General features: G+C 47.8%; 18 protein-coding genes. 9 read left to right on the top strand and 9 right to left on the bottom strand.

The window, feature by feature from the left end; translation table 11 throughout:
• Positions 1–27 precede the first annotated feature (27 nt).
• Entirely contained in the window at positions 28–705 is a 678-nt protein-coding gene (locus ACSF8W_RS00835) for a chromosome segregation ATPase (protein WP_428478795.1), read from the top strand.
• A gap of 127 nt (positions 706–832) precedes the next feature.
• A complete protein-coding gene (locus tag ACSF8W_RS00830) occupies positions 833–1,186 on the top strand; it encodes a cupin domain-containing protein (RefSeq protein WP_500844246.1) in 354 nt (117 codons plus the stop codon).
• Positions 1,187–1,265: 79 nt separating this feature from the next.
• On the opposite strand, the gene ACSF8W_RS00825 is transcribed toward ACSF8W_RS00830, so the two are convergent.
• Entirely contained in the window at positions 1,266–2,762 is a 1,497-nt protein-coding gene (locus tag ACSF8W_RS00825; protein WP_500844245.1) for an FAD-dependent oxidoreductase, read from the bottom strand.
• 257 nt (positions 2,763–3,019) lie between these two features.
• Between ACSF8W_RS00825 and ACSF8W_RS00820 the strand changes: the two genes are divergently transcribed.
• From ACSF8W_RS00820 to ACSF8W_RS00810, 3 genes are all read left to right on the top strand, one after another.
• Positions 3,020–4,027, top strand: a complete 1,008-nt coding sequence (locus tag ACSF8W_RS00820; protein WP_500844243.1) for a response regulator — start codon at positions 3,020–3,022, stop codon at positions 4,025–4,027.
• Positions 4,028–4,031: 4 nt separating this feature from the next.
• Positions 4,032–4,466 carry a PAS domain-containing protein gene (locus ACSF8W_RS00815; protein ID WP_500844241.1) on the top strand — a complete coding sequence of 145 codons (435 nt, stop codon included), beginning with the start codon at positions 4,032–4,034 and terminating at the stop codon, positions 4,464–4,466.
• Between the two features lie 326 nt (positions 4,467–4,792).
• Positions 4,793–5,776: an outer membrane beta-barrel protein gene (locus ACSF8W_RS00810; protein WP_500844239.1), complete on the top strand. Its 984-nt coding sequence runs from the start codon at positions 4,793–4,795 to the stop codon at positions 5,774–5,776.
• Between the two features lie 117 nt (positions 5,777–5,893).
• On the opposite strand, the gene sstT is transcribed toward ACSF8W_RS00810, so the two are convergent.
• The 7 genes from sstT to ACSF8W_RS00775 all read right to left on the bottom strand — a co-directional run bounded on the left by sstT (position 5,894) and on the right by ACSF8W_RS00775 (position 14,597).
• Entirely contained in the window at positions 5,894–7,159 is a 1,266-nt protein-coding gene (gene sstT, locus ACSF8W_RS00805; protein WP_500844237.1) for a serine/threonine transporter SstT, read from the bottom strand.
• A 273-nt stretch (positions 7,160–7,432) separates the two neighbouring features.
• Positions 7,433–9,157 (bottom strand): BatD family protein, encoded by a 1,725-nt coding sequence (locus ACSF8W_RS00800; protein WP_500844235.1) that lies wholly within the window; start codon positions 9,155–9,157, stop codon positions 7,433–7,435.
• Positions 9,158–9,164: 7 nt separating this feature from the next.
• A complete protein-coding gene (locus ACSF8W_RS00795) occupies positions 9,165–11,216 on the bottom strand; it encodes a vWA domain-containing protein (protein WP_500844233.1) in 2,052 nt (683 codons plus the stop codon).
• Positions 11,209–12,174: a vWA domain-containing protein gene (locus ACSF8W_RS00790; protein ID WP_428478786.1), complete on the bottom strand. Its 966-nt coding sequence runs from the start codon at positions 12,172–12,174 to the stop codon at positions 11,209–11,211. Before ACSF8W_RS00790 ends, ACSF8W_RS00795 begins: the two co-directional genes overlap by 8 nt.
• 11 nt (positions 12,175–12,185) lie before the next feature.
• Positions 12,186–12,668, bottom strand: a complete 483-nt coding sequence (locus tag ACSF8W_RS00785; protein WP_500844231.1) for a DUF4381 domain-containing protein — start codon at positions 12,666–12,668, stop codon at positions 12,186–12,188.
• Positions 12,661–13,644 carry a DUF58 domain-containing protein gene (locus tag ACSF8W_RS00780; RefSeq protein ID WP_500844230.1) on the bottom strand — a complete coding sequence of 328 codons (984 nt, stop codon included), beginning with the start codon at positions 13,642–13,644 and terminating at the stop codon, positions 12,661–12,663. The genes ACSF8W_RS00785 and ACSF8W_RS00780 overlap by 8 nt, the downstream gene beginning before the upstream one ends.
• Positions 13,641–14,597 carry an AAA family ATPase gene (locus ACSF8W_RS00775; RefSeq protein WP_500844228.1) on the bottom strand — a complete coding sequence of 319 codons (957 nt, stop codon included), beginning with the start codon at positions 14,595–14,597 and terminating at the stop codon, positions 13,641–13,643. Before ACSF8W_RS00775 ends, ACSF8W_RS00780 begins: the two co-directional genes overlap by 4 nt.
• A gap of 828 nt (positions 14,598–15,425) precedes the next feature.
• Here ACSF8W_RS00775 and ACSF8W_RS00770 point away from each other — a divergent pair.
• The 4 genes from ACSF8W_RS00770 to phaC all read left to right on the top strand — a co-directional run bounded on the left by ACSF8W_RS00770 (position 15,426) and on the right by phaC (position 19,727).
• Positions 15,426–16,166, top strand: coding sequence for an SDR family oxidoreductase (locus tag ACSF8W_RS00770; protein WP_428479635.1), 741 nt, complete (start codon positions 15,426–15,428; stop codon positions 16,164–16,166).
• A gap of 48 nt (positions 16,167–16,214) precedes the next feature.
• Positions 16,215–17,423, top strand: a complete 1,209-nt coding sequence (locus ACSF8W_RS00765) for an acetyl-CoA C-acetyltransferase (RefSeq protein ID WP_428479636.1) — start codon at positions 16,215–16,217, stop codon at positions 17,421–17,423.
• A gap of 74 nt (positions 17,424–17,497) precedes the next feature.
• Positions 17,498–17,845 carry a phasin family protein gene (locus tag ACSF8W_RS00760; RefSeq protein ID WP_428479637.1) on the top strand — a complete coding sequence of 116 codons (348 nt, stop codon included), beginning with the start codon at positions 17,498–17,500 and terminating at the stop codon, positions 17,843–17,845.
• Positions 17,846–17,912: 67 nt separating this feature from the next.
• The gene (gene phaC, locus ACSF8W_RS00755) at positions 17,913–19,727 is read left to right on the top strand and encodes a class I poly(R)-hydroxyalkanoic acid synthase (protein WP_500844225.1); all 1,815 of its coding nucleotides are present in this window, start codon (positions 17,913–17,915) and stop codon (positions 19,725–19,727) included.
• Between the two features lie 230 nt (positions 19,728–19,957).
• Here the strand turns inward: phaC and ACSF8W_RS00750 are convergent, their stop codons facing one another.
• Positions 19,958–20,662, bottom strand: coding sequence for a 3-oxoacid CoA-transferase subunit B (locus ACSF8W_RS00750; protein ID WP_428479639.1), 705 nt, complete (start codon positions 20,660–20,662; stop codon positions 19,958–19,960).
• Positions 20,663–20,664: the final 2 nt, after the last annotated feature.

Here is a 20,664-nt window from a genome sequence, read left to right as displayed (position 1 = left end):
ATTGACGAGGATGCAATGGAAAATAATATGACATCTTGGAAAGTATCATTAGTTGCCGGTCTGCTACTGGGCGCAGGCGTTGCCTCTGCGGGCTGGTATTTCGTCACCCAAAAGTCAAACGATGAAGCGTTGGCTATGTTGGCAAAAGAGACAGAGGTGCTGGAGGCACAAAATGCCAACTTAACGTCGAAATTTCAACAGCTGAATGAAGCGGCTGGGGCTGAAATTACGCGCTTGCAGGAAAAAATCATTCAGGCACAAATCACGTTGGATGAGCAATTGGCCGCGCAAAAAGCAGAGTATGAAAAGCGATTGTCGTCAATGAAAACAGAGCAAAAGACGATGATTGTGACGAAGAAAAAACTCGACACCCAAGTGGTGAAACTCACCAGTACGGCAGAAAAGCAAAAAGTGGTGTTGGATAACTCGAAAGCGTTGTACCAACAACAACTGTTATTGCAAAAACAAGTGAGCAAAGCTGAAGCAGAAGTAAAAAAAGCCAAACGTGTGGCAAAAGAGTTTAAAAAGCCGTGTGATGAATTTAAGTCAGGCACCAGTTGGAATTGGGTTTCTCAAGCCGACTGTGACAAATATGATGCTAAGCTAAAAGCGGTCGATGATGCAGAAGCTCAGTTAGCAGCACTGCAAGAAGAGTTGGCCGAATTGAATACCAAAATTGATATTGAGATCCCGCGTCCAGAATAAGGCGCCAAGATATCATGTTACATAAACACCAAAAGACGAGGTTAACCCCCTCGTCTTTTTTGTACGCGACCTAATTCGTGAGCCTCTCTGTGGGTAAGCATGATGAGGGCAATGATAAAGTGGGGGGATGGACATGACGGAAAGCGACAAGGTGGCAAATGTATTTGCAATGATCCCCGATGTGTTACCGCAAGAGCTAATGGAAGACATCGTCAGTGGGCAGCAAATGCGCATTGAGCGGATTGTTTCGAAGGGGCATACCACGCCAAGCGATGAATGGTATGACCAAGATGAGCATGAGTGGGTGATGGTGCTACAAGGCCAAGGCCGAATCGTCTTTGATGAAGAACGAGAAGACGGCTATCGAGAGATCGAACTGGGCGTAGGGGATCATATCAATATTCCCGCCCATCAACGGCATCGGGTATCCTGGACCGCGCCAGACACGGAAACAATCTGGTTAGCGGTTTTTTACCGATAACGGCTATTCATACAGATAGGCAATAGCAGTGAGACCAAGGCCTCGCTGCTATTAGATGGCGCTCTGATGCGGTGTCGGATTAGGACGCCAGCGGATAAGACAACGGCTTTGCCAACGCGACAGGGTAATGACGCTCTTCTGCTAGGGCGATGGCTTTGTCTTCCACGTCTTGAGATGAAATGGAGCGAGTGACTGGCAACGATAATGCGTCAGGCTGTTGCTCATTGTGATACTGGAATAGACCTTCTTCCACTAACTTTTCGACAATGCTGTGTGCCGCAGATAACGCCGAGGAGGCCTTTACAATTTCAGTGCGGGCATAACGTTGGCCTGCAAAGGAAATGTCAGCGGCGCGTAACGAAGCATCATCACCAGGGATCTGTTGTGCACCAAACAGCGGTTTTCCACCCACGGTCGCAGAGGCGTAGTGGGGCACAAAACGTGCCATGTGATTGATCGCGCGTTGCGAACGTAGTGTGGCTTCGTCGTTTGGCCACCCCTGTGTGATCTTCTGAATAAAGGCACCTTGTAACTGAGGTTGTGCACTGTGCGTCGTGCTCGCCACGAGTCCTTTTTTGAACAGCGTGATGTCTTCTGTCATGCCGTGTAGCTGGAAATACCCCTCAGGGTAGGGCGTAAGCTGTGCCATGCCGTCTGGTGTGCCGCGTTCACCATGGAAAATCACTTCTGGCCACACCCCTTGGCATTCAGCCCAATGTGTCACGTACGCGGCTTTAAACTCCACTAAGCGAGGGCGACTTAGCTGCGCCAAATCATCGATGGTGCCGGTTTGGAAACCACAGGCGTTGATCAGGTAATCCACATCCGTTGTGTGTGTGGCGTGATCAGCGTCAGGCGTCGAGTGCGTTTGGTATTCAATGGACCAACGCAGATCGTCTTCCTGCTGTAAGTGTGTCACTTTGCTTTGTGTGTGTACCGTACAGCTAGGCAAGCGCGACAGAGCAAGCTGCGCCGTTGCCGCTAAACGGAATACACTCCAGCCAAATTCTTGTACTAAAACGAACGGAAATTTGAAGCGATCGAGATCCAGCTGTTTCGCCACTGGGATCATCCAATCGTCCAGTTGCTGCGGCACGGTTGGTGTAGGTTGTTGCGCCAAGTGTTCCATGTCGTCACGTTCATACAGCTTATAGTAATGTGCTGGCTGACCTAACACGCACTGGCTTGGATCTTCGCTTACCAATTGCTGATAAATGGTCTGGAGCGTGTTCAGGCGGGGCAATAACGCCGCTGGATCACTGTTGTCATGCTGTGGAACGGCAATCACCGTTGGACGAATATTCACCGTGTGTGGGAACACTTTAACAGTATCAATAGATTGCTTTAATAGCGTGATGCATTGTTCATCTGAAATCTCGCGATATAGGTTGCCACCTGCATGTAAATGGCAGATAGGGGGGCCATTAACGAGGCTGGTACCGGCTTCAAACAGTTCGACTTGTATGCCCAGCTCGGCCAATTGAAGGGCAACCGTTGAGCCTGCAATACCACCGCCTATAATGCCAACGCGAAGTGAATGCTGCGGGGGATGAGCTGGAAAGCTGTGATCATTCATAAAAAGTGTCAGTGAGTTATAAAACGATGGTAAAGAATACGCTGATTTTACTGTGCAAAGATCACAATGCAAACCTAAATAAAGCCAAGTGGAAAGAGATTATTTCAAGACCGGGCTACAAGTAGCTGCTACTATACGGTTTTAGCAAAAAACGACTCGTTTTCAATGTTTTGTATACCCAAGCTACTTTTGTTCTCTTCGTTAAAAAGTGACTTGGGTATACCGATGTCTGTGAATAAATTTGAATGGGAAATACCATGTCTACCTCGATTTTGATTTGTGATGATTCTGCCTTAGCCAGAAAACAGATGGCGAGGGCGTTACCGTCATCTATCGCACCGGAGGTGACGTTTGCGGAAAACGGGGTGCAGGCATTGCACCATCTTCAGCAAGGCCATTTTGATTTGTTGTTCTTGGATCTGACCATGCCTGAAATGGATGGTTATCAGACGCTAGAAGCCATGCGCCAGCAAGGCATTAACGTCAAAACCATTGTGGTCTCTGGTGATATTCAGCCGCAGGCGCAAGCACGAGTAAAAGCGCTCGGTGCGATTGAATTTCTCAAAAAGCCGATTGATAAAGATCACTTAAGAGCGCTGTTGAAAATGCTTATCGCCCCGGTCGATGTGTTTTCATTGGATGGGGAAATCAAGCGCCCGAGTACGCCTGTGTTACGTCGCCGAGATGTCTACCTTGAAGTGGCTAACGTTGCTATTGGACGCGCGGCGGATTCATTGGCGAGACACTTCAATGTATTCGTGAATTTACCGTTGCCCAATGTCAATGTGTTTGAAGTTAGTGAACTGCATATGACCCTGCGTCATCTGGCCAGTAACAGCAGTATGTCCGGCATTTGCCAAGGCTTTAATGGTGAAGGAATTGCCGGAGAAGCATTGGTTCTGCTTAGTGATTCCAGCGTGGCAGATCTTATGCGCTTGATGAATTACCCCGAAGTGGACGGGGTGGATACCGAACTTGAGCTGTTGATGGACGTGAGTAACATTCTGGTGGGCTCTTTTCTTAAAGGGCTAGGGCAGCAAGCGGAAGTGAAGTTTTTCCAGAGTTATCCCGTGGTGCTAGGGCAACATATGTCCATCGATAACATGATTGACAAAACCGAAAGTAACTGGCGTCGAACTATGACGTTTGAAGTGAGCTATGGTATTGAAAATTCAAATATTAAGTGTGAGCTGTTACTGATGTTTGTGGATGAATCTTTCCCTTTGCTGGATAACAAGTTGTCATATTTGATGGATGAGGAGTAGTTGCATGTTGTCGTTACCTGCAGAATTTGAGCAGTTTCACTGGATGGTGGACATGGTGCAACACGTTGATCTTGGGTTAGTGGTGATTGATCGTGACTACACCGTGCACGTGTGGAATGGGTTCATGACGCACCACAGCGGTAAACAAGCTCATGAAGCGATAGGCAAAAACCTGTTTGAACTCTTCCCTGAAATTCCTCAGGAATGGTTTGCCGTAAAAGTGAAGCCGGTGTTTGATTTAGGCTGCCGTGGCTTTGTCACATGGCGTCAACGCCCTTACTTGTTTAAGTGCCGCAATGTCAGGCCGATCACACAGCAAGCGCCATTCATGTACCAAAATATTACTCTTAACCCGATGACCTCACCCAGAGGGCAGGTTGATTACTTGTTTTTGGCGATTGAAGATGCTTCTGCGGAAGCGCTAGCTATACGTCATTAAATGTGAAGGCGAGGTGACAGACAGTCACTTCAATCAATCCTCCCGATAAAAAAGCCTGCTGACTCAGCAGGCTTTTTTTATGTTGCCTTTTTATGGTGTTTTTCTGTGAGCAAGCTAGCGCTATGCAGATTATTATTCTGATGTATTTCTAATGCATATTATATGCAATATGTTGCTATTGGTTTTGGTTGATATCACTTTTTTGTCGTGTATTATGTGTAAAATGTGTGATTTGTGTCATTGTTGTTGAAAAAAAAGACACGGAATTACCAAGGTGTTCTACAAATGAATGGGTAGTGGTAAATAAAAAGTAGGGACATACTAATATGACAAAACTCTTCAAAATTCTTCCTCTTGCACTGTTAATCTCGGGTGCTGTACAGGCTGGAACTGAAAATCCGTGGTACGTAGGTGCTCGCGTCGGGGGAACCACATTCGATAACGTCGATGGGGCATTGAAAGGTCAAGATCTGGATAAAGACGACTGGGGGGGCGGCCTGTTCATCGGTTATAACGTGACCCCATGGTTTGGTCTTGAAGCGGGTTACACGTATCTAGGACAAGCCGACTATCTTAATGATGGCTTTGAAGTACAGGGTATCGACTTACTGGGTAAATTTACTTACGAGGTGTCTAACTCGTTTGATCTCTACGCAAAAGCCGGTGGCTTTGTCTACGACGCAGATAACAGTGTCGTGAATGATGATGATTCTGGCCTTGCCGCCACAGCGGGTGTCGGTGCTGAATACTTCTTTAATGATGACTTGTCTGCCCGTGTTGAATATCAATACTACAACCAAGTCGGCGACACACAGCTGCCAGGTGAAAGTGATGTGCACTTCTATGGTTTGAGCTTGGTGTATCACTGGGGCGCTCCGGCACCGATTGCCGTGGTAGAACCTGAGCCAGAACCAATGCCAGAGCCAGAACCGCAAGTGGAAGTCATCACTATTGAAGCGGTTGGGGCGATTCTGCCGTTTGGTTTTGATAGCGATAAGCTAACGCAGGAAGACATTGCCTTGTTGCAACCTGTGGCGAAACAGTTAGTGGCATATCCTGACACGAAACTGTATGTCGTTGGTCACACAGATGGTCGTGGTTCGGTCGAGTATAACCAGAAGTTGTCTGAAGAACGCGCAGCCGTTGTTGCGGGTTATGTGGCAGAGCAAGTGGGTATTTCAAGAGATCGTATTGTTGCGCAGGGGCGTGGTGAACTTGAGCCTGTTGCATCGAATGATACCGATCAAGGCCGCGCGCAAAACCGTCGTGTAGAAGTGTTTGTGCCTAGCTTTGAAGTGACACAATACTGATCGCAATGAGTGATCAATCCGTTCATTGATGTGAACAAGAGATATAAAAAAATCCAGCACCTCGGTGCTGGATTTTTGTTTTGTACGGTTGGTGTTTTGTGCCGTTACCGTATTGGATTACGCAGTGCGTGCCTCGACGTCAGTGTTAGCGGCTTTCTCTGCCGCTGGCATCTTTGCCTCTGCGGCCTTACAAGCTGCAGCCGTAAAGATAACATCGGTTGAACTGTTCAGTGCAGTTTCAGCAGAATCCTGAATCACACCGATAATAAAGCCAACAGCAACAACCTGCATCGCCACTTCATTCGGGATCCCGAATAGGCTAGAGGCCAATGGAATCAACAACAGTGAGCCACCCGCCACACCGGATGCACCACATGCAGAGACTGCGGCAACCACACTTAGCAGAACGGCGGTTGCCATATCGACTTCGATTCCCATAGTGTGTACCGCCGCCAGTGTCAGCACTGTGATGGTAATTGCGGCACCCGCCATGTTGATGGTTGCGCCCAGTGGGATAGAAACCGAGTAAGTATCTTCATGCAAGTCGAGATCTTTACATAGCTGCATGTTGACCGGAATGTTAGCCGCTGAACTGCGTGTGAAGAAAGCTGTAATGCCACTTTCACGAATACAGCGTAGTACCAATGGGTAAGGATTTTCTTTCGTCTTCACATACACGATGATCGGGTTAACGATGAACGCGATAATGGCCATTGAACCCAACAGTACCCCTAGAAGGTGCAGGTAACCAAGCAGGGCATCAAAACCGGTTTCAGCAAAGGTGTGTGACACCAGACCGAAGATACCGATAGGCGCTAAACGAATGACAAAACGCACGATCAGCGTGATACCGTTCGACATGTCATGGAACACTTGCTTCGTTGCATCACTGGCTTGGTGTAGCGCAAAACCCAATGCGATAGCCCATGCCAAAATACCGATGAAGTTACCGTTCATTAATGCATGAACAGGGTTGTCCACGATTTGGAATAGCAAGGTGTTAAGCACCTCGCTGATCCCTTCCGGTGGTGTTGCATTGGTCGCGCCAGTCACAAGAGTTAAAGTGGTTGGAAAAAGAAAACTCATTGTTACCGCAGTGAAAGATGCCATTAATGTACCAAACAGATACAGCACAATAATGGGTTTCATGTTGGTATGAGTGCCTTTTTTCTGGTTGGCGATAGAAGAAGCTACCAAGATAAAGACGAGGATAGGTGCGACCGCTTTCAGTGCGCCAACAAAAAGACTGCCAAGGAAGCCGACTTTGATGGCTGAAGCGGGTGAAAAGATTGCAAGGAAGACACCAGCGATAATACCAATGAGTATCTGTATCACGAGGCTACCATTTGCAACTCGGGCTAAAAACGGTTGTGATTGATTCATGTTACATCCTGCATATTTTATATTTATGTTGTGAAGCATTTAATTTTGTATTCGTCACATTTTGTAACAGGAATTTCGGCACATTTCCACTATTGATTTAATGAACTTTTAAGAAACGTTTTTTTTACATTCCATATCGCTATTTTCTGAAAGTATTGCTGTTAAAGAGAAAGCGCAGAAAAAGTTGTTAATAAGGCACTTTTTTGGTGAAAAGTTTTGTTAAAAAAGCCCACAAAAAGTGGGCCTTTTATTTATCGTAACCATTTAAAACGCTTATGGAACAAGCGGTTCGAGAGCGCTTTTTTGCTTGGTGCTGGTGGAAGGATCACGCTTTTTTAGTGACTGAAGTTGCTGCTGCAACGCCGTGATGTCTTCTGCATTGGCGTTATCACCTTGCATCCCATACCGAGCTTTCATCTGCTTTTCAATTAGGATATGGAGATTTTCGCTATCAGGGTGCGAAGGGTTTTGTTTCATCCACTGCTGAAAATAGGTCTGCAGTAAAATGGTCTGATTCTCCGCAACCGCGTTTATCATCCCTTGAAGGGGATCGGTGTCTGGCAATGTGCGCAGTGTTGGCGTTGCATAATGTGCAAGCGCACGGGTTAAGGCCAGTCGCTTGGTACGTTCATGCCACCACAAGGCGGTAAAAATCGCCCATAACACGGCCAGTACGCCACAAACCCAAGGCCAAACACCGGAAGTTTGCTCTTCCTGCGGCGTGATTGCCGTTGGCTGAGGTGTATTTTTTTCCGCAAGATCAACGGGGGCGTTCCCATTGGATGGCGGTGCCACCATGAGTGATGAATGCGTATCACCCGGTTGCACATTAAGGGTTAAGCCGTCTACCTTGCTGGTTTGGGGCTTATCTGTGGTGGTATCCCACCAATTAATGGCCAAAGCCGGTAGGGTTAATTCACCCTCCGCACGCGGAATGATAACTTGCTTAAGGGTCATCGTCGTGTAATCCCCTTCGCTGCCATACACTGGTTTTTCATCATAGACCCGCACTGCACTTGGGTAGGTGAGGGTGATATTCGGTAATGTGCTTTGTTCGGCATTTTTAATGCGCAGTGTCAGGGTTCGTGTAATGGGTTCACCGACTTTAATTTCGGTTGATTCAGGATCCCAGGTTTGTGCCAGTTGCAGATCTTCTGTTGGCAACCAAAGCCCTTTGTAGCTAGCCGGTTTGCCTTTAATGGTGAGGGATAGATTGTCAGCTTGCTCTTCAAACGGCAGGCGCAGTGTAGAGCCAAATCCACGGTTACCTTTCACGATAGCTCCCGTAAAAGTGGCTCCTCGCAGCAAAATGTCGCCGCTTTTGGTCGGCGTGATCTGGTAATCACGTGTAATCACCAGATAGCGGCGGCCATTAATGACAGTCTCAAACTGACTGTCATCGCCTTGCTGTTTCACATCCAACCCATCACCAGACGGTGGCTGTAATGACGCTTGGCTCATTTGTTCACCAATACGTAATCTGACCGAGTAACGCAACGTTTCTCCTACATAGGCACTGTCTTTTTCTAATGTCGCAGACAGGGCGATGTTAGGTTTCGTGTCAGTGGCAGCCTCTGCATTGGCCGATTTCATCACGGTGATAGTGATGGGATCGGTCGATGTCGCACCGATCTGAAAGCTCGGAATAATAAGTTCGCCCACCGCTTTTGCCGCAATGGCAACTCGCCATGATGTGCTACGGGAGATCACACCATTAATGATGTTTTGACCACTGCTCACTTGGGGTGAGCCGACATTGAAGTCGTTACTCAGCGGCGATAGATCCAGCGCATTCGTGCTGACGTTATCATCAATGCTGACTTGCAATTGAAAGACTTCATTTACGCCAACAATGTTTTTCGATACGGTGGCAACGGCTTGTGCCGCCTGACTGGCGGCTGAGAAAAAAAAGAGCGCACAGGCAATGAGGGCCACCATAGAATGGCGCCAACGAGACAGTGTCGCGGTGGATGATGAGAGTGCGTTAAGTCGTGTCATTGTTTAATTACCATGAGTTTGCCGTATCTTGTGGTGCTGCTTTTTCTCGTGCTTGCAAGATGATCTGCGCGCGGATCAATTCAGCCGTGTCATCGGGCACCTGTTCCAGTTTTTTCAAAATTGGATCGCTGGCAGAGGCATTACTGTCCCCCTCGTTAGAGGTACCAACGGCCGCCGACCCGTTTTTATCCTGCGGATCGCTATCGTCGGATTCCGCCATTTTCAGTGCAGTTTGTTGTGCTTCCGGGTTCTGCTCTGGAGATGTCGGTTTACCTTCTGATTGCGCTTGAGCAGAAGATGGCGAAGGCTGCTCTCCTTGTGTTGCCTGTTGCCCATCCTGCTTTTTAGGCTGCCCGTTCTCACCGTGTTGTGTTTTCTGTTGTGAGGACGATTGACTCTGTGATGATGCGTGATCTTGAGAAGCTCCCTGATCTTGTGACGAAGCGCCTTCAGACGGAGACGGTGACGATTCAGCCTTGTCAGATCCCGAGCTGTCAGACCCTGACTGGGATTGACCTTGCTGGTTCTGCTGCTGATCAGATTGTGACGCCTCGGTGTTTTGTTGACTTTGTTGGTTCTGTCCCTGTTGATTTTGATCTTGCTTATTCTGCCCGTTAGCATTTTGATTCTGCTGATTCTGCTGATTCTGCTGATTCTGCTGATTCTGCTGATTCTGCTGATTCTGCTGATTCTGCTGTTCTTGTTGATCCTCTGGCTTTTGCTGCTGTTTTGCTGCCTCAATCAGTTCAAGGTTTTTCTTGGCATCGGCGTGATCCGGATTTTCGGCCAAAATGGCACGGTATTGTGCGGCCGCTTTGTCTAAATCACCCGATTGGGCATAGGCATTCCCGAGGTTATAGCGTGATGTTTCGTCAGTAAGGGGGCGTAACGTGTCAATGGCTTGCGTAAACTGACCTGCTTTGTATTCTGCTGCGCCTTTCCATGATGGGGCATTAAACTGCTTGGCTGCTTCCGCAAATTGTCCTTGTTCATACAATTCAAATGCGACGGTATCATTGTTTCGGAAGGGCTCTTTCCAGCTTGCCGCGTGGGCCATGTCCATTGGCATCACGGTAAAGAGCAGGGCAACGACAATACCACGCTTAAAACCGAACAATGCCAGTATTACGAGGGGTAATAACAACCAGAATCCATTGTTTACGCGCTCTTCTAGGGTTTTTTTCTCGTGCTTTTCCGCCTGAGAGGCCGTTTGGCTGGTGGCTGCAATCAACTGATCCACATCGCTGTTAGTCGGTTGCGCTAATTGTAAAACGCCACCGGTTTGTTGCGTGAGAGGCAGTAAGTTGTCGATGTCCAATTTATCGACCACGGTATTGCCTTGTTGGTCGGTCAATAAATGGCCTTCTGGTAACCTAATGGGCGCACCTTGTGGTGTGCCGACGGCCAGAATAGACACGCGATAGGGAGTGTTGGCGAGTAACGCTTGGCTTTTCGCCAGTTCGTCATCGTTGAGTCCATCGGTGATCAGGAGAATATCCCCCTCTTGATGGCCAGCTTGCTTGAGCAGGTTAATGGCTTCTTGGATACCGGCTGCTGCATTACTGCCTTGAATCGGCAGGATTTCCGGAGACAGTGATGGGATTAAGCTCGCCAACGTTTTCGCGTCTTCAGTCAGCGGACTAACCGTGTAGCCATCTGCTGCATAAGCGACTAAACCGGTACTGCCTTCCTTCCAGCCGGGTAATAAATCTAACGCTTTGAATCGCGCCTGAGTGAGGCGATTCGGGGTCACGTCATTGGCATACATCGACCGAGACATATCCATCACCAGTACACGGGCATCAGACAGGCTGTAAGCGGGCAGGGTTGTTTTCTGCCAACTTGGCCCGGCTAATGCGATAACCATGCCCAGCCAAAAAAGGCCGAGCCCAGGCAGAAAATGGTGGGTTTTCTTTGGGGTATGATCACCCAGTTTTGCCGCGAGGTGAGGAGCAATGAGCCCCTGTTTTTGCTGACCACGGCGTAGCCAAGGCAGCACGATTGCGAGCGGCAACAGCGCAATAAACCAAGCTGGGTATAAGAAAGTGAAACTAGCCATGACGTTTTCTCATGATAACAATGACGATGGACAGCAACAGGACGGCAGCCAACGGAAAGCGGAACAGCTCTTGGCGAGGTCGCCACGTTTGCTGGGCATTATTGACCGGCTCAAGCTTGTCAATCGTGGTATAAATCTGTTCCAGCTCCTGCGGGTTGCGCGCGCGGAAATATTGGCCGCCTGTCAACTCTGCAATGCGGCGGAGTGTGGTTTCATCCAAATCTTGTGAGGGATTCACTGTACGGCTTGAAAAAAAGGTACGTTGTTCCATTTCTTCTGCGCCGACACCCACGGTATAGATGGTGACATTGCTTTTCTTGGCCAACTCGGCGGCTTCAATCGGGTCAATGACACCGGCAGTATTTGCCCCGTCACTGAGTAATACAATGACGCGCTGGGGCGCTTTGCTCTCAATGAAGGTGCGCGTTGCCACCCCAAGCCCTTCACCGATCGCCGTACTTTGCCCAATCAGCCCCATCACCGTGCGATCAAGTTGTTGCTGTACGGTATTTCGGTCGAATGTGAGTGGGGTCTGCAAATAGCCATGATTGGCAAACAACACAAGGCCTAAGCGGTCGCCTTTACGGTGGCCAATAAAATCATGCAACACGTTTTTAACGGCGGTCAGACGGTCGATAGCATTGCCATTTTCCGTGATCATGTCTTCCGTCGACATCGAGCCGGATAAGTCGACGGCAAGCATCATATCGCGGTGTTCAGGGTTGATTTCAATCGGGTCGCCATACCAAACCGGTCGTGCACAAGCAACGATCAAGGCGACCCAAGCGGCGCCCATTAACCCCAATAGCCAACGACTGGTTTGCTGTTGTTGTCCGAGTCCTGCCGGCAATTTCGGTAATCGAATCGCAGACGGCTGCACCGACGGTTTCGTTAAAAAATAAACAAGAAAGGGAAGCGGTAATAAGGCGAAAGCCCACAACCAAATAAATTCAAACATTGCACATTGTCCTACTGCTCTTGCTGCACAAAGCGCGCTTTTTTAATCCATACCTTCGCTTGACGTAAACAAGCATTGAATTGCTTCTCACTTAACGGCATAGGTGAGAAAAGCCCTTGTTGCCAATCACTCGATAGCGCTACAAATCCGGCCTCTTTCTGGGGAAGTTGCGCATCCAGAAATGCCAGCCATTTTTCACCGGCGAGTCCGGCGACATGCTGTCGAGGGCGATAGGTCATCGCCATTTGGCGTAATAATTGGTTCAGCTCACCAAATTGTGCGGGCTGGGTGAAACGCTGTAATTTCGTGAGGGCTTCATGGCGAGCGCGATTTCTTTGGCGATATTGCCAGTACGTGAACGCCAAAAAGGCAACGGCTAACAGCACGATAACGCTCATGCCCCACCATCCCCAAGCCAGAGGCCAAAAACCAGGGGCTTCAGGGAGGTGAATGTCAGCCAGCGGCAATAACGGTGTGGTTGATGGATTAGCCATTGAACCCTCCCTCTTGCGATGAACGATGTTGCGATGCACTAAAGCCCAGTTGCTGCATGAGCGGTTGCGCGGCGGAAAGCAGATGTAATGGAATGGCTAACCGCTTGCAGAGTGCTTGCAAGAACTGCTGATGCGCGTGGTATTGCTGGTTTAAACCTTCACGGGTACGTGCCGCGGAAAAGTCGAGCCAGGTTGCTTGCTGGTTATCGGTTACGTATTCGATACCGTTGAAGGTCGTTTGACCACGCTCCAGAGGGTCATAAACATGCACAAACTGGATGCGATTATGCTGCCGGAGTTGGCTTAGCCGACGTTGGTCTGAATCCGTTAACTGGTAAAAATCACTCAGAATGACAATTTCACTGCCTTTGGGACAAAGGTGGTGAAGGTGTTTCAAGGCATCTGAAAACGGCAGCAGTGATGTTGGTGCTTGTAAGGCATTTTCACTGACACGCTGGTGAGCGGCAATCATTGCATTAATGACACTGAGCGGACCTTGTTGGCGTCCTGTTGGCTTGCAATCCACCAGCTGATGCCCATCGTAGATAATGGCCCCAATGCGATCCTTCTCACTGACCGCAAGCCAACTGAGTAAGCTGGCAAAATGTGCCGCTTGAACAGATTTCAACAGCAACTGAGAGCCAAAACACATGCTTGCATTAAGGTCGATCAACAACATAACGGGCTGTTCGCGTTCTTCAGTGAACAACTTGGTGTGGGTTTTTCCTGTACGGGCCGTGACACGCCAATCGATGGCGCGAATGTCATCCCCCGGTTGGTAGGGACGCACTTCGGAGAAGTTCATGCCCCGACCTTTACGGCGACTTTGATGCTGACCATTCAGCTGCGACCAAACGCTTTGCGCTGGCGGAAGCCAGCGCACGGATTGATTTTTGTATTGTAACAGCTCAGCCAGACACAAATTGACACCATCACTGTGTAAAGGCAGTGCTGGGATCGGTGTGTGTGTTGTCATGCGCAAGCCACCTGTGCAATCAAATGTTCAACAATCGTATCGGCCGCGATACCTTCAGCCTGTGCTTCATAGCTACGAAGCAGGCGATGGCGCAATACAGGGTATGCCATGGCTTGTACGTCTTCCGGGGTCACATAATCACGCCCAGAGATCCACGCATGAGCACGGGCACAGCGGTCTAGGGCCAAGGTAGCACGCGGGCTGACGCCCATTTGTAACCAACCAGCTAATTGTTCGCTGTAACGGTTTGGTTCACGTGTCGCCATGATTAAACGAATAATGTATTGCTCGACATCGTCCGCCATATGAATCGTCAGCACTTCTTTGCGGGCGGTGAAAATATCTTGCTGGCTTATGCGGACGGACTCGGTCGGTGCGACACCCAGGGCTTCACCGCGGTTTAGACGCAAAATGTCCAGTTCACTGGCCGCATTCGGGTAGTTCACATTCAACTGCAATAAGAAACGGTCAAGTTGGGCTTCTGGCAGTGGGTAAGTCCCTTCTTGCTCTATCGGGTTCTGTGTCGCCATCACCAAGAACAAATCAGGCAGCGGGTAGGTTTTTTTACCGGCCGTGATTTGCTTTTCAGCCATGGCTTCTAACATTGCAGCCTGTACTTTGGCTGGGGCGCGGTTAATTTCATCGGCCAGTAGCAGGGCATTAAAAATAGGGCCTTGTTGAAAGATAAACTCGCCGGTTTCAGGGCGATAAATATCAGTACCGGTTAAATCGGCGGGTAGCAGGTCGGGGGTAAATTGAATGCGGTGAAATTGTCCTTCAATACAATCTGAAAGCACTTTGACGGCACGGGTTTTTGCCAGACCGGGAGGGCCTTCAACCAGAATATGCCCATCTGCCAGTAAGGCAATCATTAACTGTTTAACAAGATCAGGCTGACCAATAACCTGAGAATTCAGGTATGTCTGAAGGCGTTGGAATGTAGATGTCAACATGGATGGAATGTGTCCTTTAATAAAACAGTCAGAAACAATATACCCAAGCTACCTCAAGCTATGTGCATCAATAATGAGTGATCGCATTTATGTTGAGCATATAACGCCTATTCATCGGGCGTCTGAAGTTGCTTGGGTATATAGCGATTATCTCTTAAGTGTAAGTGATTGAGATACGTTAGCTATATGGTCTGTGAGACTGAATCTAAAGGGTTAAGTTCCTCTTCTGCGATCAATGGTAGCCTGTCTGGTTGTTTTTTAGACGATAGTGCATGTTTTGTATGTTTCAATAGCGCATATTTGTGTTTACCGTGTCACATTTTAGAACATTCGTTAGTCTGATATCCCCCAATAATACGCCTCAATCACCTCCTATACGCCTCAATTTATCCTGACTTTTACTGCTGCATAACGACCCAGATTGCAGTAACCAAGGGAGATCATTTCTGTCATTGATTGTACGCATTTTAAGCTATCTATATGATTTTTAGGTATTAACAAGGTATTCGCTTAGCGCACAGTGAAAAACAACAATATTGACACAATTAAAGATTAAACCTGTTTCGAACTGTAAGTGTGATTCTATTCAGGAATATTGGTATGACCATGAATGCTTTGTGTTGATATTAATATGTGCATGTGTTCTTATAATATTTATGCAATGCAACAGTCACTAAAGTGTCTTTATAGCTAGCTAGGATGCAAATTAAAGAAACATGTGAACTGAATAAACGTTCATGTTGGTTAGTGATTTTCACAGCAATGTCTTTCTAAGTTATTGTTAATGAGAATCAAGGTCGTTATCGCGATGAAATGGAGTCTTCTGAAATGAGTAAAAATGCATTAGTAACTGGTGCGAAGGGTGGTATTGGTTCGTCGATTACCAAAGGATTGGTTGACGCAGGGTTTCGCGTTATTGCAACGTATTATCCAAATGGTGAAGCCAAAGCAAAGGAATGGTTTAAAGAGAATAACTATTCAGAAGATCAGGTTCGTCTTTTCCCGTTAGATGTTACAGATACCGCTTACTGCCAAGAAGCGCTGGCAACATTATTGCAGGAAGAAGGTAACATTGACGTGTTGGTCAACAATGCAGGGATCACACGTGACACAACCTTTAAACGTATGACGAAAGAGCAGTGGGATGACGTTATTTCCACCAACCTCAATAGTCTATTTAATGTGACACAGCCACTTTTCGCCGCAATGTGTGAGCGTGGTAATGCGCGAATCATCAATATCACGTCAGTAAACGGTCTGAAAGGCCAGTTTGGTCAAGCCAACTATTCTGCAGCGAAAGCGGGCATGATTGGTTTCACCAAAGCCTTAGCAGCAGAAGGTGCACGTTCTGGTGTTACTGTGAACGCGATTGCCCCTGGTTACACTGGCACGCCAATGGTTGAAGCCATCAAGCCAGAAGTCCTTGATAGCATTAAAGCCGAAATTCCAATGAAACGCCTTGCTGCACCAGCGGAAGTGGCAGCAGCCGTTACATTCTTAGCAAGCGACGCAGCAGCCTACATCACTGGCGAAACATTGTCAGTGAATGGCGGTTTGTACATGCACTAATTCTGCACATTGAATTAATTAAGTGATAGTGAAAGGACGCAAGTAATCATGACCAAAGTATATATTGTTGCTGCAAAACGTACGCCTCTGGGTAGCTTTAACGGTGCATTGAAATCCGTGCCGGCTGCACAACTTGCTGCTGTCGCAATCAAAGCGGCACTGGAAGAAGCCAAAATTGATCCGACCAATCTTGATGAAGTAATTCTGGGGAACGTTGTTGGTGCCGGTCAAGGAATGGGCCCAGGTCGTCAAGCCGCGATTTATGCAGGTATCCCACAAGAAGTACCCGCTTACAGCCTAAATATGGTGTGTGGTTCAGGCATGAAAGCCGTTATGGATGCGGCAGCACACATTAAAGCAGGCGATGCAGACCTTGTTGTGGCTGCGGGTGCGGAAAACATGTCTCAAATTCCATTCTGCGCGTCGTCTGCCATTCGTGACGGGCAAAAAATGGGTAACCTAGAACTGACTGACTTGTTGGTTGCTGATGGTTTGACGGATGTCTTCAACAACTACCACATGGGTGTGACGGCGGAAAACGTGGTCGAAAAAGTAGGCCTGACCCGTGAACAGCAAGATAACTTTGCACTGGCGAGCCAGCAAAAAGCCGTTGCTGCGATTGAGCAGGGTAAATTTGCTGAGGAAATCGCACCTGTAGAAGTGACAGTACGTCGTCAAACAAGCGTTGTGGATACTGATGAATATCCAAAAGCCGATGCGAGCATTGAAGGGTTAGCGAAATTGCGTCCAGCCTTTAAGCGTGAAGGTGGTTCAGTAACTGCCGGTAATGCATCAGGCATTAACGACGGTGCGAGTGCCATCATTGTTGCCTCTGAAGCAGCCGTTGCTAAATATGGTCTGACACCACTTGCAGAAGTTGAAAGCTATGCACAAGCAGGTGTTGCCCCTGAAATTATGGGCTTAGGTCCGGTTCCTGCGGTTGTTAAAGCTCTTGATAAAGCGAACTTGTCACTCGATTCTGTCGGCTTGTTTGAATTTAATGAAGCCTTTGCAGGACAAGCATTGGGTGTATTGCATGAATTAGCGGATGAGCTAAACGTGAAGGTTGAAGACCTTGCGGAACGCTCAAACGTAAACGGTGGCGCGATCGCCCTTGGTCACCCATTGGGTGCATCAGGCAACCGTATTTTGGTGAGCCTGCTTCATGAAATGCGCCGTCGTGGTACAGAGCACGGCCTAGCTACCTTATGTGTAGGTGGCGGCATGGGTACAGCAGTTGTTTTGAAACGCGTTTAATTAAACCAGTATTGTGCCTGATATTGAATAATGCAGGCACACAGAAAAAATTACTTACTATGAAGGAAAAAGCTATGTATACGGATATGTTCAAGTCTTTCTCTGAGCAAACAGAAAAATCTCTAGCACCTTATGTGAAATTCAACAAGCTATTCACTAAGAATGTAGAAGAGCTAACTGAGCTACAACTTGCTGCAGTTCGTGCTTACACTGACCTAGGTCTATCTCAGCTGAAAGCCGTGAGCGAAGTAAAAGATGTACAGTCTTTTGCTGAGTTCAACAGCCAGCAGCTTGAAACATTGACTAAGCTTTCTCAGCAGCTTATCGATGACAGCAATAAATTCTCAGCAGTTGCACAGACGTTTAAAACTGAAGTTGAAGAGCTTGTTGCAGAAAATGTAAACCAAGTAACTCCAGCTTAATGACATGACCACAGAGCCGTCCCAGTATTGGGGCGGCTTTATTAGTCCTAATATAGAGGTCATTGTAATGAACCATAACTTCTTTTCGGACTACTTTGCCAAGCTCCATGAAATGAACCAAATGTGGTGGAAGGAGCTGGATTCCGGCAAGGCAGCCATCAACAGTCCCCTAAATAAAGCACTGAACGAACTTAGCTTTGAAGATACAACGAAGCTATTAGAAAAAGCCGCAACACAGCCTGCTGTGCTTGCGAAAGTGCAAATGGACTGGTGGGATAACCAATTAAAGATTTGGCAGAACGTCACCATGAATAATGGTGACGGTGATGCATTAATTAAGCCTGAGAAAGATGATAAGCGCTTCATGGACCCTGCTTGGGAAAATGAGGCGTTTTACAATTATATCAAGCAATCATATTTGCTATTCAGTAATACAATGAAAGACACGATCGATTCTATTGATGGAATCGATGATAATGCGAAAGAACGTTTGAGCTTCTTTTCACGTCAAGCGATTAACGCACTGTCTCCAACGAACTTTGTCACCACTAACCCAGAGTTAGCGAAGTTGACTGTGGAAAGTAACGGCCAGAACTTGGTTAAGGGAATGGAGTTACTTCAGCAGGATATTCAATCCAGTGCCGACGTACTTAAAATTCGCATGACCAATGACGGTGCTTTCCATCTGGGTGAAAACGTGGCGAATACGCCGGGCGATGTGGTTTACAAAAACCACCTGTTTGAGCTGATTCAATACAAACCGACGACTGAAAAAGTCAATGCGACGCCATTGTTGATCGTGCCGCCCTTCATTAATAAATATTATATCTTGGATCTTCGTGAGAAGAACTCCATGGTGCGCTGGCTGGTAGAGCAAGGGCATACGGTATTTATGATGTCGTGGCGAAATCCAGATGCCAGCATGTTTGACATCGACTTTGATGACTACGTGGTAGACGGTGTGGTAAAAGCCGTTGACGTGATTGAAGAAGTGACTGGCGAGAAGCAAATCAATGCAGCGGGTTATTGCATTGGTGGTACGCTGCTTGCCATTACGTTGGCTTATAAGTCGGCGAAGCGCATGCGCAGCCGTATTAAGTCAGCCACGTTCTTCACGACGTTGTTGGATTTCTCTCAACCAGGGGAAATCGGTGCTTACATCAATGACCCGATCATTTCGGCGATTGAAGCACAAAATGAAGCAAAAGGGTACATGGATGGGCGTTCACTCAGTGTGACGTTTAGCCTTCTGCGTGAAAACAGCCTGTATTGGAACTACTACATCAATAATTATCTGAAAGGTAACAGCCCAATTGATTTCGATCTGTTGTACTGGAATGGTGATAGTACCAATGTGGCCGTGGCATGTCATAGCACCTTATTGCGTCAATTCTATTTGGAAAACCGTCTGATTGATCCGAAAGGCTACAAAATAAATGGCGTGTATATTGATCTGAAGAAGATCAAAATCCCGACTTACTTTATTTCTACCCAAGAAGATCATATTGCTCTATGGCAAGGTACATACCGCGGCGCGAAGACCCTGGGGGGTAAATCGACGTTTGTATTGGGTGAATCTGGACATATTGCAGGGATTGTTAACCATCCAACGAAGAATAAATATGGCTTCTGGACGAACGACAAAGCCGTTGCGGACCCTGATGCATGGCTGGATGGCGCGAAGCGTCAAGAAGGTTCATGGTGGGGGCATTGGGACAACTGGTTAGCTGGGTTTGAAACCGAGGAACAAGTTGAACCACGTCAAGCGGGGAGCGAACAATTCCCTGTGAGAGCCAATGCACCGGGTGATTATGTTCTGCAGAAATTGCCTATTGAAGTGTCTAACGCGATGAGCGACAAAAAGGAAAAAGCGGTTAACTAACCGTTTTCTCCACTCGCTGTCATGTTGATATAGCGACTCAAAAACCAGTGCTGAGCACTGGTTTTTTTATGCCTGTGTTTTAAGCAAAAGGGAACGGCAAGATAGCAATCTAACAACGGGGCGGGGTAATAATGAAAAAGATGAAAACAGCCAGTTGATGGAGGTCAACTGGCTGTCTGTCTAGAATAAATGGGGATCAATATAGCGTCGTTATTTTGACTTGGTCGGTGCTAAGCCGCCGAGCTGGTGGCAAACAGATCCGCAGGGATTGGCATCGCCGTTAATTGCGGAGATATGATCAGATCCGCCTCGGTAACCGCTTGAATCTCATCCAACGTGACACCGGGGGCGAGTTCAATCAGCATCATGCCTTTCGGGGTAATCTCAATTACACCAAATTCGGTGATGATTAAATCGACCTGATTGGCCGCCGTCAGTGGTAGCGAACACTGTTTTAACAGCTTTGGCTGCCCTTTAACGGTGTGCTCCATAGCAACAATGACTTTCTTCGCGCCAACCACGAGATCCATCGCGCCGCCCATACCGGGTACCATTTTGCCCGGAATGATCCAGTTGGCTAGATTGCCGTGCTGATCCACTTGCAACGCGCCAAGTACGGTCACATCGACGTGACCACCACGGATGATAGTGAACGAATCGGCACTGTTGAAATAACATGCGCCGGTGGTTGCCGTGATAGGCTGACCGCCCGCATTCACCAAATCAGGATCACGGGTGGCGTCAGTCGCCATCTCCCCAATCCCAATCAGACCATTTTCAGATTGCAGTAAAATTTCGATGTCGCGACTTGTTTCGTTCGCCACAAGCGAAGGCAGGCCAATCCCCAAGTTCACCACGTCGCCGTCGTTGAGTTCTTGCGCCACACGCCAAGCAATCATGCGGCGAACTTGTTGTTTATCTCGTACGATAGTCATGA

The sequence above is a fragment of the Photobacterium sp. 270122K genome, assembly GCF_059941365.1.
The sequence above is the reverse complement of the archived record's forward strand: the minus strand, read 5'-3'. Positions and strand labels throughout refer to the sequence as shown.

Excerpts from the sequence above, each read along its gene's own strand:
- phaC (WP_500844225.1), top strand. The coding sequence starts at position 17,913 with ATGAACCATAACTTCTTTTCGGACTACTTTGCCAAGCTCCATGAAATG.
- ACSF8W_RS00780 (WP_500844230.1), bottom strand. The coding sequence starts at position 13,644 with ATGACAACACACACACCGATCCCAGCACTGCCTTTACACAGTGATGGT.
- ACSF8W_RS00770 (WP_428479635.1), top strand. The coding sequence starts at position 15,426 with ATGAGTAAAAATGCATTAGTAACTGGTGCGAAGGGTGGTATTGGTTCG.
- ACSF8W_RS00810 (WP_500844239.1), top strand. The coding sequence starts at position 4,793 with ATGACAAAACTCTTCAAAATTCTTCCTCTTGCACTGTTAATCTCGGGT.
- ACSF8W_RS00835 (WP_428478795.1), top strand. The coding sequence starts at position 28 with ATGACATCTTGGAAAGTATCATTAGTTGCCGGTCTGCTACTGGGCGCA.
- ACSF8W_RS00775 (WP_500844228.1), bottom strand. The coding sequence starts at position 14,597 with ATGTTGACATCTACATTCCAACGCCTTCAGACATACCTGAATTCTCAG.
- ACSF8W_RS00765 (WP_428479636.1), top strand. The coding sequence starts at position 16,215 with ATGACCAAAGTATATATTGTTGCTGCAAAACGTACGCCTCTGGGTAGC.
- ACSF8W_RS00785 (WP_500844231.1), bottom strand. The coding sequence starts at position 12,668 with ATGGCTAATCCATCAACCACACCGTTATTGCCGCTGGCTGACATTCAC.
- ACSF8W_RS00795 (WP_500844233.1), bottom strand. The coding sequence starts at position 11,216 with ATGGCTAGTTTCACTTTCTTATACCCAGCTTGGTTTATTGCGCTGTTG.
- ACSF8W_RS00815 (WP_500844241.1), top strand. The coding sequence starts at position 4,032 with ATGTTGTCGTTACCTGCAGAATTTGAGCAGTTTCACTGGATGGTGGAC.
- ACSF8W_RS00800 (WP_500844235.1), bottom strand. The coding sequence starts at position 9,157 with ATGACACGACTTAACGCACTCTCATCATCCACCGCGACACTGTCTCGT.
- sstT (WP_500844237.1), bottom strand. The coding sequence starts at position 7,159 with ATGAATCAATCACAACCGTTTTTAGCCCGAGTTGCAAATGGTAGCCTC.
- ACSF8W_RS00830 (WP_500844246.1), top strand. The coding sequence starts at position 833 with ATGGACATGACGGAAAGCGACAAGGTGGCAAATGTATTTGCAATGATC.
- ACSF8W_RS00825 (WP_500844245.1), bottom strand. The coding sequence starts at position 2,762 with ATGAATGATCACAGCTTTCCAGCTCATCCCCCGCAGCATTCACTTCGC.
- ACSF8W_RS00760 (WP_428479637.1), top strand. The coding sequence starts at position 17,498 with ATGTATACGGATATGTTCAAGTCTTTCTCTGAGCAAACAGAAAAATCT.
- ACSF8W_RS00750 (WP_428479639.1), bottom strand. The coding sequence starts at position 20,662 with ATGACTATCGTACGAGATAAACAACAAGTTCGCCGCATGATTGCTTGG.
- ACSF8W_RS00790 (WP_428478786.1), bottom strand. The coding sequence starts at position 12,174 with ATGTTTGAATTTATTTGGTTGTGGGCTTTCGCCTTATTACCGCTTCCC.
- ACSF8W_RS00820 (WP_500844243.1), top strand. The coding sequence starts at position 3,020 with ATGTCTACCTCGATTTTGATTTGTGATGATTCTGCCTTAGCCAGAAAA.